The organism is Pseudomonas sp. s4 (assembly GCF_046764235.1).
Lineage (GTDB): Bacteria > Pseudomonadota > Gammaproteobacteria > Pseudomonadales > Pseudomonadaceae > Aquipseudomonas > Aquipseudomonas asiatica.
Genome location: NZ_CP177209.1, coordinates 1,712,697 through 1,724,803, shown reverse-complemented (window position 1 = coordinate 1,724,803; position 12,107 = coordinate 1,712,697). Strand labels below are relative to the sequence as shown.

Here is a 12,107-nt window from a genome sequence, read left to right as displayed (position 1 = left end):
TTTTCGCCCGTCAGTCTGCCAATGCTTCGTAACCGGTCAAAAAGTGTGGACCGATGTAACGCTTGGGCAGCGCGTACTCCTCGGGGTACTCCACCTGCACCAGGTAGAGGCCGTATGGGTGCGCCGTGACCCCACCTTCGCGGCGGTTGCGCCCTTCCAGCACCTCACGCGCCCAGGTGACCGGGCGCTCTCCGGCACCGATGGTCATCAGTACACCGGCAATGTTACGCACCATGTGGTGCAGGAAAGCCGTGGCGCGCACGTCCAGCACGATCATCTGGCCATGGCGGGTGACGCGCAGATGGTAGATGTGCTTGATCGGCGACTTGGCCTGGCACTGGCTGGCGCGGAAGGCACTGAAGTCATGGGTACCAAGCAGGTACTGCGCGGCTTCGGCCATGCGTTCGACATCCAGCGGGCGGTGGTTCCAGGTGACTTCCTCGGCCAGATGGGCCGGGCGGATCGGGTCGTTGTAGATGACGTAGCGGTAACGCCGGGCGCAGGCCTTGAAGCGGGCATGGAAGTCGGCCGGCATCGGCCGCGACCAGACCACGCTGATGTCATGGGGCAGGTTGAAGTTGGTGCCCATGGTCCAGGCGCGCTCATCGCGCACGGCGCGGGTGTCGAAGTGCACGATCTGCCCGCAGCCATGCACACCGGCGTCGGTGCGCCCGGCGCAGATTACCGAGATGGGCTCGTTGGCCACCTTGGACAGCGCCTGCTCCAGGGCCTGCTGGACACTGGGCACGCCACTGGCCTGGCGCTGCCAGCCACGGTAGCGCGCGCCTTTGTATTCCACGCCCAGGGCGATGCGGGAGTAGCCTTCGGCCGCGGACTCGGCGGCGGCGGTGTCGATGATGTCCAAGAGCATGAAACCTGTGGGGGTGTACGGAATGGCGGGGATTATAACGACAACGGCAGCCGTGTAGGGCTGCCGTTGAATATGCACTGCCTTTCAGGGCCTCTTCGCGGGTAAACCCGCTCCCACAGGGCCCGCACAGAATTCGGACCTGTGATGAACCTGTGGGAGCGGGTTTACCCGCGAAGAGGCCGGAGCAGGCAACCTCAGACCAGCCGGGAGAGCATGTCCTCGGCCTCCTGACGCTGGCTGTCGTCGCCATCCTTGACCACTTCATCGAGAATGTCGCGTGCGCCCTGGTTGTCGCCCATGTCGATATAGGCGCGGGCCAGGTCAAGCTTTGTGGCCACTTCGTCGCTTCCGGAGAAGAAGTCGAAGTCCAGGTCGTCCAGTGGCTCGGGCTCGGGCTGGGCAGCCGCATCCTCGCTGGTGAAATGCGGCTCCAGCGACGGCGACTCGAGGCTCTGCGACAGCTTGTCCAGCTCAGCGTTGACGTCGTCCAGCTCCGAGGTAAAGCTCTTGGCTGCCGGCGAATCGTCTTCCAGCGACAGCGAAAGATCGAAGTCGGATGGCAGATCGAACTCGGAAAGCGGGTCGAACGCTGGCTCGCTGTCGAAGGCAGCCAACTCGGCGGCGACATCCACCGGGGTTTCGTCGACCGCAGCCGGGGCTGCCGGGGCAACCGGCTCGCTGATGTCGAGGTCGAAGTCGGACAGGTCCACAGCGGGCTGTGGCTCGGCCTGCGCCAGCATGGCCTCGAATTCGGCGTCAGCGTCGGCCTGTAGCTCGGCGTCCACCGCAAACGGCTCGTCTTCGGGCTGAGCCGATTCCAGCACGGGTTCATCCAGTACCGGCTCTTCGACTACAGGTTGCTGGGCCACAGATTCGTCCAGCAGCGGCGCTGCCAGCGGGTCTTGCTCGGGCAGGTCGTCACCCAGGCTCAGGTCGAAGGCACTGTCCAGGTCCTGCTCGTCCAGGCCCGGCGCATCGAGGGTCGGCACTTCATCGAAGGCATCCAGCTCAGCATCCAGGTCAACTTCGGGTTCGAGCGCTGCTTCAGGTTCCGCCAGAGCAACGGCCTCTGGTTCAATCGCCACCTCTGGCTCGACCGCCGGCACTTCCTCCGGCGCTACATCGGCAACCACTGGCGTATCAGGCTGATCCTGCAACAGCTCCTGCACGTACTGCTCATCCATCTCGGCAGCCAGGGCCGCCGCGCCCAGGCCGGCAGCAGCCAGGCCGAGCATGGCCGGGTAGCGCTCTTTCAACCCGGCAACCGCTGCACTGTTCTGCTCACTGGCCGGCAACTTGCGCTCCTGCTCGACGAACGCGCTCTGGTCACCCTGGCGGGCGTACACATCCATCAGTTTCAGGCGCAGGTCGTCACGCTGCGGCGCGGCGGCCACGGCAGGTTCCAACAGGTCGGTAGCGCGGTTCAGGCGGCCTTCGGCCACGCACTGCTCGACTTCCGCCAGCAAAGCGGCGTGGGGGTCGGCTTGCGGTTCAGGTTGCGCTTCGACAGCGGGTGCCGCCGTTTTTTCCGCGGCGGTGGCGGCGGCAGCCGAAGCGGCGACCACGGCCGGCGACAGGGTTACGCTCGGCGCCGAGACTTCTACGCCATCGAAGCTTGCGCTATCGCTGTCAAAGCCTGCGCCCTGCTCTTCTTCCAGCGCCCGCGCCATGCGCAGGTGCTTTTCAGCCTCCTGCTGGGCCTTGCGCTTGCGCGCCAGCAACAGCAGCAGAAGCAGCAGTACGAGGAAGGCGCTACCGGAAATCAGCCCGAGCAGCAGCGGGTTGCCCATGATTTCGTCGATCACGCTGTCAGGCTGACCGGCAGGTGCGGCCTCGGCGGCGGGCACCGGCTTGGGTGCGGTATCGACGGCGGCAGGCGCAGGCTTGGCGACCGGTTCGGCCGGTGCAGCCGCCCCCTGGGCTTCAAGGCGGGCCAGCTGGTTGTTCTTCAACTCGATCAGACGCTGCAGCTTGTCCAGCTGGCTCTGCAGGTCGGCCATGCGGCTCTTGAGCTCTTCGTTGTCGCGACGACTGGTGTCCAGGCTTTCCTGGGCCACCGCCAGCTTGTCATTGAGGGCCTTGGCCTGGTCGGCACCAGCCTGGTTGCCCGGGCTGACCAGGCGCAGGTTGTCGCCCTGGGCGATACGCGCCGGAGCTGCCTCGGCGGTACCGCGGCGAGTGGCGTCCAGCTGGCGGGCACGCGGGCCCAGGCGACGACCTTCACGCCAGGCAGCATACTGCTCGGCCACCTCGGCGGTCGCCTCGCTCTGCGGGATGTTCTGGATCTGCTGCTGGTCGGGCAGGCGCAACACCTGGCCAACCTTCAGCTGGTTGATGTTGTTGCCGATGAAAGCGTCCGGGTTCAGGGCCTGGATCGCGATCATGGTCTGCTGGATCGAGCCGCCCTGGGTATTGCGCGCGGCAATCTGCCACAGGGTGTCCCGGCGCTGGGTGGTATAGCTGCCGGCAGCGGTCACCGCTGGCGCGACATTGCCTGCCGCAGGCTTGTCGCCCTGGGCCTTGGCCTGGTCGAGCAGCACGCTGTAGTCACGCAGCAGGCGGCCCTGCGGCCACATCACCTGGACCAGGAACTTTACCACCGGTTCCGGCAGCGGCTGGCTGGAGGTAACACGCAGCACGCTCTTGCCGTTGGGGTTGATCACCGGCGTGAAGGTTAGGTCTTCGAGGTAGGTTGGGAATGCCACCCCGGCCTTGCTGAAATCTTCCGGCGGCGCCAGGCTCGGTGCCACTTCGGCAGCGGTGAGGTCGCGCACGTCGAGCAGTTCGATCTCGGCGTCCAGGGGCTGGTTCTGTGCCGATTTGAGGGTCAGTTCCCCCAGGCCCAGGGCATTCGCCATGCCCGACGACAGCGCCGATGCTGCAGCCATGGCCAGAACCAGTTTGCGAATTCGAAGCATGACCTCTTCCCTTGTATGAAGCGTCCTGAAACCTGCATGCAGAGCAGGACAATAGTGCTCGCCAGTATCTTTTACAGCATGTGTTTAATCAACAATTGCGCCACTTGCACAGCATTGAGCGCGGCGCCTTTGCGCACGTTGTCGGTGGTCAGCCAGAGGTTGAGCTGCTGGTCTTCATCAACACCATGCCTTACACGACCAACATAGACCACGTCCTGGCCTACTGCGTCGCCTACCGGAGTCGGATAATCGTCGCGCTCCACCAGTTCGACGCTGTCAGCCGCCTCGAGGGCCTGGTTGACCGCCTCCAGGTCGACCGGGCGACGGCTCTGTACCGCCACACTGAAGCTATCGCCGAAAAATACCGGGACTTGAACGCAGCTCACGGAAATCTTCAGTTCAGGCAGGCCCAGCAGCACACGCAGCTCACCGACCAGGCGGCGCTCCAGGGCGGTGTGGCCTTGCTCATCGGCGGCACCGACCTGGGCCAACATGTTGAACGCCACCTGGCGATCGAAGAAGCGCGGCTCCAGGGGCCGGGCATTGAGCAGCTCGGCAGTTTGCCGGGCGAGTTCGTTGACAGCTTCCCGACCTTGTGCGGACACCGCCAGCGCGGCCATCACCTGCACCCGCTCGATATCCAGCAGGCGCTTGAGCGGTGCCAGAGCAACGGCCAGGGCAACCGCGGCCGAGCACGGGCTGACGATGCGCGCGGGCAATGCCAGGTCAATCAGGCGTTCGGCGTTGGCTTCGGGCACCAGAGCCAGGGCGTCGTCCAGACCAGCGGACAGGTCGATGACCGTGCAGCCTGCCTGCAGCGCCTTGCTGGCAAAGCTTCGGCTGACTGCGGCGCCTGCGGCGAAAAAGGCCAGCTTGACCTGGGCAAAGTCGAAGCTGTCCACCTCACGTACCTTCAGCTTCTTGCCGGCGAACATCACGCTACTGCCCGCCGATTCCATGCTGGCTAGCAGGTGCAGGGTGGCGACCGGGAAATCCAGCTCTTCGAGGATCTGCACCAGGGCTTCACCGACGCTGCCGGTGGCGCCGACGACGGCGATGTCCAAAGGGTGTGTCATGGAAGGGATCCTTTTGCTGAAAACGGCGGGGGGCGGCACTTTACTCGGATTGTAGAGTTTTGTCTGTGCTGGCCCAAACCTAGAGCTGCGCTGCTCTTGCTCTTGCTCTTGATCTTGATCTTGATCTTGATCTTGATCTTGATCTTCGCGACTTCAGGAGGCCGAGCAGAGGTCTTGCGGAGGGAGGTGACGGGCATGGATGCCCGTCAAGCGCTGAGGCCCCATGGATGGGGCCTGCAGCGCGTGCTCCCGGGAGCAAGACCGGCGCGAGGGAACCCCGTAGCGTAGCGGAGGGGCCGGATGATGGGAGCGCAGCGTTTTTTGGTTACTTTTTGTCGCGTTTGACAAAAAGTGACTCGCCGTAAGGGCGAAAAGGTGAATCAGCGTCGCCATCGCAAACGGACTGTTCGCCATATCAAAACCGTCGCTTAAGCTTTTTGGCTTTTTGGCTTTTTGGCTTTTTGGCTTTTTGGCTTTTGGTGTGGGCATTCGCATCGAGTAGACATTCATTCGCGATGGTGGCGCCAAGTCACCTTTCCGCCCTTACGGCGGGTCCCTTTTTGTCGTGGCAAAAAGGAACCAAAAACCGTCGGCTCCCATCATCCGGCCCCTGCGCTACGCTCCGGGGTCCCCTCGCTACGGGCTTGCTCCCGGGAGGACGCGCTGCAGGCCCCATCCATGGGGCCTCAGCGCTTGACGGGCATCCATGCCCGTCACCTCCCTCCGCAATCCCTTCGCTCGGCCTCCTGAAGTCGCAATCGGCGGCGCCTGAACTATCGCGCGCCTAGAAGCAAAAGCAAAAGCGAAAGCGAAAGCAGAGAAGAGCCGGGCCGGCCGGGATGGATCGGAAATAAAAAAACCCGCGCTGTCGCCAGCGCGGGTTTTCGGTCAGGCCGGAGCGATCAACGCTCCAGCAGAATCCGCAGCATGCGGCGCAGCGGCTCGGCCGCGCCCCACAGCAGCTGGTCACCTACGGTGAACGCGCCCAGGTACTGGGACCCCATGTTCAGCTTGCGCAGGCGGCCAACCGGGATGTTCAGGGTGCCGGTAACCTTGGTCGGGCTCAGCTCCTGCATGCTGATTTCACGCTGGTTAGGTACCAGCTTCACCCAAGGGTTGTGCTGGCTGATCATGCCTTCGATATCGGCCAGCGGCACGTCCTTGTTCAGCTTGATGGTCAGCGCCTGGCTGTGGCAACGCATGGCGCCGATGCGCACGCAGATGCCGTCGACCGGGATCGGGCTCTTGAAGCGGCCGAGGATCTTGTTGGTCTCGGCCTGGGCCTTCCACTCTTCACGGCTCTGACCGTTCGGCAGTTCCTTGTCGATCCACGGGATCAGGCTGCCAGCCAGTGGCACGCCGAAGTTCTCGGTCGGGAACGCTTCGCTGCGCATGGTCTCGGCAACCTTGCGGTCGATGTCGAGGATGGCGCTGGCCGGGTTGGCCAGGTCATCGGCGACGGCAGCATGGGTAGCACCCATCTGCTTGATCAGCTCGCGCATGTTCTGCGCACCGGCACCCGAGGCCGCCTGGTAGGTCATAGCGCTCATCCACTCGACCAGGCCGGCTTCGAACAGGCCACCCAGGCCCATCAGCATCAGGCTGACGGTGCAATTGCCGCCGATGTAGTTCTTGGTACCCGCGTCCAGCTGCTGGTCGATGACCTTGCGGTTGACCGGGTCGAGGATGATCACCGCGTCATCCTGCATGCGCAGGGACGAGGCGGCGTCGATCCAGTAACCCTGCCAGCCGGCTTCACGCAGCTTGGGGAAGACCTCGTTGGTGTAGTCGCCGCCCTGGCAGGTCAGGATAACGTCGAGGGTCTTGAGTTCTTCGATCGAATAAGCATCCTTGAGCGGTGCTGTATCCTTGCCCACGTTCGGGCCTTGGCCGCCAACATTGGAGGTGGTGAAGAACACCGGCTCGATGAGGTCGAAATCCTGCTCCTCCAGCATCCGCTGCATGAGCACGGAACCGACCATACCGCGCCAACCGATCAGACCTACACGTTTCATCGCAACTACACCTTTGCTAAAAGTGGGCCGCCACCGGGAATTTTGGGTGGCGGGCCAGAGAGATTACAGATTCCGCAGCGCTGCGACTACTGCGTCGCCCATTTCCTGCGTACCAACTTTGCGGCAGCCTTCCGAGAAGATGTCGCCGGTGCGCAGGCCCTGGTCCAGGACCAGGCTCACGGCCTTCTCGATCGCCTCGGCGGCAGCCGACTGATTGAAGCTGTAACGCAGCATCATCGACACCGACAGGATGGTCGCCAGCGGGTTGGCGATGCCAAGGCCTGCGATGTCCGGCGCCGAGCCGTGGCACGGCTCGTACATGCCCTTGTTGTCGGCATCCAGCGACGCCGAAGGCAGCATGCCGATGGAGCCGGTCAGCATGGAAGCTTCATCCGACAGAATGTCACCGAACATGTTGTCGGTCACCATCACATCGAACTGCTTGGGCGCACGCACCAGCTGCATGGCGGCGTTGTCGACGTACATGTGGCTCAGTTCAACATCCGGATAGTCCTTGGCCACGTCCTCGACCACTTCACGCCACAGCTGGCTGGAAGCCAGGACGTTGGCCTTGTCTACCGAGCACAGCTTCTTGCCGCGCACGCGGGCCATGTCGAAGCCGACACGGGCAATGCGGCGCACTTCGCTTTCGCTGTACGGCAGCGTGTCGTAGGCCTGGCGCTCGCCGCCTTCCAGCTCGCGCTGGCCACGCGGGGCACCGAAGTAGATACCGCCGGTCAGCTCACGGACGATGAGGATGTCCAGGCCGGAAACGATCTCTGGCTTGAGCGACGAGGCATCGGCCAGTTGCGGGTAGAGGATGGCCGGGCGCAGGTTGGCGAACAGGCCCAGTTGCGAACGGATTTTCAGCAGACCGCGCTCGGGACGGATGTCCCGTTCGATCTTGTCCCACTTCGGCCCGCCCACGGCGCCCAACAGCACGGCATCGGCCTTGCGCGCACGTTCCAGGGTCTCGTCGGCCAGCGGCACACCGTGCTTGTCGATGGCGGCGCCACCGATCACGTCGTGCTCCAGGTTGAAACCGAGCTGGAACTTGTCGTTGGCCAGCTCCAGCACCTTGACCGCCTCGGCCATGATTTCCGGGCCGATACCGTCACCTGGGAGAATCAGAATCTGCTTGCTCATGCTTTCCTCTATCCATTCACGCGGCGCGGCCAAGCGGGCCCCACCGAAAAGTTCTTAACGCTCGGCCCACAACACCAGCACATCGGTGCTGAACGAACCATCGGCCTCGATCTGGTAATACTGCCGTACTTCTTCGCCCATGGCTTGCTGCAATTGGCGAATTGCCACGCGCATTGGCTCGGGGGTGCGCATGCGCTCGACCCAGCTGGAAAACTCCAGGCGCAGCGGCTGGCGGGTGTGGCTGCGTACATGCAGGCCAGCCTCGCTGACCTGGCGTTGCCATTCGGCAGCGGAATAATCGCGCACGTGGCTGGTGTCGCGCAGTACTTCGACCGTTTGCAGGTAGGTGTCGAGCAGCGGGCTGCCCGGCGACATGACGTCGATGAACGCCGCCACGCCACCCGGCTTGAGCACTCGGCGCACTTCGCGCAGGGCCAGACCCAGGTCGCTCCAGTGGTGGGCCGAGTAGCGGCTGAAGACGAAGTCAAACGAGGCGTCGGCGAACGGCAGGCGTTCGGCGGCACCGCGTTCGGTGGTGATATTGGCCAGGCCGCGCTCGGCGGCGGCACTGGCGACCACGTCGAGCATGGCTTGCGAGAGGTCGTAGGCGACCACTTCGGCAACCAGAGGGGCGACGTGGAAACTGACATGACCGGCACCGCAGCCAAGGTCGAGCACGCGGGCATGGCCCCGCCCTGCCAGCGCGTCTTGCAGCAGGCCGAATTCACTGCCTTGGGCGTGCACGGCGCTGCTGAGGTAGGCGCTGGCCTGTTCGCCGAACTGGCGTTGGACCACATCGGTGTGCTGGGTGCTGGTCATGTCTCGATCCTTTTGGTTTTGGGTTGTCTCTACTGGCCCTATCGCCGGCAAGCCAGCTCCCACAGAGAACCCACAGTCTTCAGACCTGTGGAGTTCCTGTGGGAGCTGGCTTGCCGGCGATGAGGCCAGCAAACCCAACTACATCATTCAGGCATCACGGAACAGCCAAGGCTGCCCGGCGCGGTGCTTGCCTTCGAAGGCCTTGATCGCATCGCTGTCCTGCAGGGTCAGGCCGATGTCGTCGAGGCCGTTGAGCAGGCAGTGCTTGCGAAACGCATCGATCTCGAAGTGCAGCACCTTGCCATCCGGACGGGTCACCGCCTGCGCCTGCAGGTCGATGGTCAGCTGATAGCCCGGGATGGCTTCGACCTGCTTGAACAGCTCGTCGACTTCCTCGTCGCTGAGGATGATCGGCAGCAAGCCGTTCTTGAAGCTGTTGTTGAAGAAGATGTCGGCAAAGCTCGGCGCGATCACGCTGCGGAAGCCGTACTCGTCCAGCGCCCATGGGGCGTGCTCACGGCTGGAGCCGCAACCGAAGTTCTCCCGCGCCAGCAACACGCTGGCACCCTGGTAGCGTTCGTGGTTGAGCACGAACTCCTTGTTCAGCGGGCGCTTGCTGTTGTCCTGGTAAGGCTGGCCCACGTCCAGGTAACGCCACTCGTCGAACAGGTTGGGGCCGAAGCCGGTGCGCTTGATCGACTTCAAAAACTGCTTGGGGATGATCTGGTCGGTGTCGACGTTGGCACGGTCCAACGGCGCGACGAGGCCAGTGTGCTGGGTAAAGGCTTTCATGCTGCGCTCCCTTGGATCAACTCGCGGACATCGATGAAGTGGCCGGTCACCGCGGCGGCGGCGGCCATGGCCGGGCTGACCAAGTGGGTGCGGCCACCGGCCCCCTGACGGCCTTCGAAGTTGCGGTTGGAGGTAGACGCGCAATGCTCGCCGCTCTCCAGGCGGTCCGGGTTCATCGCCAGGCACATCGAGCAGCCTGGCTCACGCCATTCGAAACCGGCCTCGAGGAAGATCTTGTCCAGGCCTTCGCGCTCGGCCTGGGCCTTGACCAGGCCCGAGCCCGGCACCACCAGCGCCTGCTTGACGTTGGCAGCGACCTTGCGGCCCTTGGCGATTTCGGCGGCAGCGCGCAGGTCTTCGATACGCGAGTTGGTGCACGAACCGATGAACACGCGGTCGAGCTTGATATCGGTTATCGCCTGGTTGGCGGCGAGGCCCATGTACTTGAGGGCACGCTCGATCGAACCACGTTTGATCAGGTCAGGCTCGGCAGCCGGGTCCGGCACGCGCTGGTCGACAGCGAGGACCATCTCCGGCGAAGTGCCCCAGCTGACCTGCGGCTTGATTTGCGCAGCGTCGAGCTCGACCACGGTGTCGAACACCGCGTCAGCGTCGGAGACCAGGCCTTTCCAGGCTTCGACCGCCTGCTTCCACTGCTCGCCCTTCGGCGCGTACGGGCGGCCTTCGACATAGGCAACAGTGGTGTCGTCCACCGCCACCAGGCCTACGCGGGCACCGGCTTCGATGGACATGTTGCAGATGGTCATGCGGCCTTCCATCGACAATTCGCGGATGGCGCTGCCAGCAAATTCCATGGCGTGGCCGTTACCACCGGCGGTACCGATCTTGCCGATCACGGCCAGGACGATGTCCTTGGCGGTTACGCCGGCAGGCAACTGGCCTTCCACGCGCACCAGCATGTTCTTCATTTTCTTGGCGACCAGGCACTGGGTAGCAAGCACGTGCTCCACTTCGGAGGTGCCGATGCCGTGGGCCAGGGCACCGAAGGCGCCGTGGGTGGAGGTGTGCGAGTCACCGCAGACCACAGTCATGCCAGGCAAGGTGGCCCCCTGCTCCGGGCTGATGACGTGGACGATGCCTTGACGCTCGTCATTCATCTTGAATTCGACGATGCCATATTCGTCACAGTTCTCGTCGAGGGTCTGCACCTGCAGGCGCGACACCTGGTCGACGATGGCCTCGATACCGCCCTTGCGCTCTGGCGTGGTCGGCACGTTGTGGTCAGGCGTGGCGATGTTGGCGTCGATGCGCCAAGGTTTGCGGTTGGCCAGGCGCAGGCCTTCGAAGGCCTGGGGCGACGTCACTTCGTGGATGATGTGACGGTCGATGTAGATCAAGGACGAGCCGTCATCACGGCGCTTGACCTCATGGGCTTCCCAGAGTTTGTCGTAGAGCGTTTTGCCAGCCATCAGACTGTTCCTCATCAGCGTCTTTCTATGCCAAAGACCCCTTGGCTTGTGCGGTCGATGCTAGGGGGTTAGATTGAATAACTCAAATTCATAATTTTTATGCTTTGGATAACCAACAGGAATGCGACCCCATGGATCTGGCCAACCTTAGCGCCTTCATCGCAATTGCCGAAACCGGTAGTTTTTCCGGGGCGGCCGACCGCCTGTTCCTGACTCAACCGGCCGTCAGCAAACGCATCGCCGGACTGGAACAGCAACTGGATGTGCGCCTGTTCGACCGGCTGGGCCGCGAGGTGACCCTGACCGAGGCGGGCCGCGCCCTGCTTCCCCGCGCCTACCAGATCCTCAACGTCCTCGATGATACCCGGCGCGCGCTGACCAATTTGACCGGGGAAGTGAGTGGTCGGCTGACCCTTGCCACCAGCCACCATATCGGCTTGCACCGCCTACCCCCGCTGCTGCGGGCCTTCACCCGGGAATACCCTGCAGTGGCGCTGGATATTCAGTTCATGGATTCGGAAGCGGCCTACGACGAAATCCTCCATGGCCGCGCGGAGATTGCCGTTATCACCTTGGCACCCGAGCCGCACCACCTGGTCAAGGCCGTGCCGGTATGGGACGACGCCCTGGACTTCGTCGCCGCTCCCGAGCACCCGCTGGCCAACAACAACACGGTCAGCCTGGCCGACGTCGCCCGCCACCCGGCCGTGTTCCCGGGCGGCAACACTTTTACCCACCACATTGTTCAGCGCCTGTTCGAAAGCCAGGGCCTGACGCCGAACATCGCCATGAGTACCAACTATCTGGAAACCATCAAGATGATGGTGTCCATCGGCCTGGCCTGGAGCGTGCTGCCGCGCACCATGCTCGACGAACAGGTTGCACCCATCGCCTTGCCGGGCATACAGCTGTCTCGCCAGCTAGGCTACATTTTGCACACGGAGCGTACGCTTTCGAACGCGGCCAGGGCATTCATGGCCCTGCTCGACAGCCACGCAGGGCCCGCCTGACCGGTCGTCAGCCCGGTATTGCCACCTCCA

Annotated in this window: 9 protein-coding genes; 1 reads left to right on the top strand and 8 read right to left on the bottom strand. The window is 63.6% G+C overall.

The window, feature by feature from the left end; translation table 11 throughout:
* Nucleotides 1-10 precede the first annotated feature (10 nt).
* From truA to leuC, 8 genes are all read right to left on the bottom strand, one after another.
* Entirely contained in the window at nucleotides 11-871 is an 861-nt protein-coding gene (truA, locus tag ACK56M_RS08120) for a tRNA pseudouridine(38-40) synthase TruA (RefSeq protein WP_025338241.1), read from the bottom strand.
* Between the two features lie 194 nt (nucleotides 872-1,065).
* Nucleotides 1,066-3,789, bottom strand: coding sequence for a FimV/HubP family polar landmark protein (locus ACK56M_RS08115; RefSeq protein WP_015269435.1), 2,724 nt, complete (start codon nucleotides 3,787-3,789; stop codon nucleotides 1,066-1,068).
* 71 nt (nucleotides 3,790-3,860) lie between these two features.
* Complete coding sequence (locus ACK56M_RS08110) at nucleotides 3,861-4,865, bottom strand: aspartate-semialdehyde dehydrogenase (RefSeq protein WP_054573328.1); 1,005 nt, start codon at nucleotides 4,863-4,865, stop codon at nucleotides 3,861-3,863.
* A 902-nt stretch (nucleotides 4,866-5,767) separates the two neighbouring features.
* Nucleotides 5,768-6,880, bottom strand: coding sequence for an aspartate-semialdehyde dehydrogenase (gene asd, locus ACK56M_RS08105; RefSeq protein WP_003260268.1), 1,113 nt, complete (start codon nucleotides 6,878-6,880; stop codon nucleotides 5,768-5,770).
* 63 nt (nucleotides 6,881-6,943) lie between these two features.
* Nucleotides 6,944-8,026, bottom strand: coding sequence for a 3-isopropylmalate dehydrogenase (leuB, locus tag ACK56M_RS08100; protein WP_015269433.1), 1,083 nt, complete (start codon nucleotides 8,024-8,026; stop codon nucleotides 6,944-6,946).
* Nucleotides 8,027-8,080: 54 nt separating this feature from the next.
* Entirely contained in the window at nucleotides 8,081-8,845 is a 765-nt protein-coding gene (locus tag ACK56M_RS08095) for a class I SAM-dependent methyltransferase (protein WP_015269432.1), read from the bottom strand.
* Nucleotides 8,846-8,992: 147 nt separating this feature from the next.
* Nucleotides 8,993-9,637 carry a 3-isopropylmalate dehydratase small subunit gene (gene leuD, locus ACK56M_RS08090; protein ID WP_015269431.1) on the bottom strand — a complete coding sequence of 215 codons (645 nt, stop codon included), beginning with the start codon at nucleotides 9,635-9,637 and terminating at the stop codon, nucleotides 8,993-8,995.
* Nucleotides 9,634-11,067 carry a 3-isopropylmalate dehydratase large subunit gene (leuC, locus tag ACK56M_RS08085; protein WP_013971600.1) on the bottom strand — a complete coding sequence of 478 codons (1,434 nt, stop codon included), beginning with the start codon at nucleotides 11,065-11,067 and terminating at the stop codon, nucleotides 9,634-9,636. Before leuC ends, leuD begins: the two co-directional genes overlap by 4 nt.
* 131 nt (nucleotides 11,068-11,198) lie before the next feature.
* On the opposite strand from leuC, the gene ACK56M_RS08080 reads away from it, so the two are divergent.
* Nucleotides 11,199-12,077, top strand: a complete 879-nt coding sequence (locus ACK56M_RS08080; protein ID WP_015269430.1) for a LysR family transcriptional regulator — start codon at nucleotides 11,199-11,201, stop codon at nucleotides 12,075-12,077.
* Nucleotides 12,078-12,107: the final 30 nt, after the last annotated feature.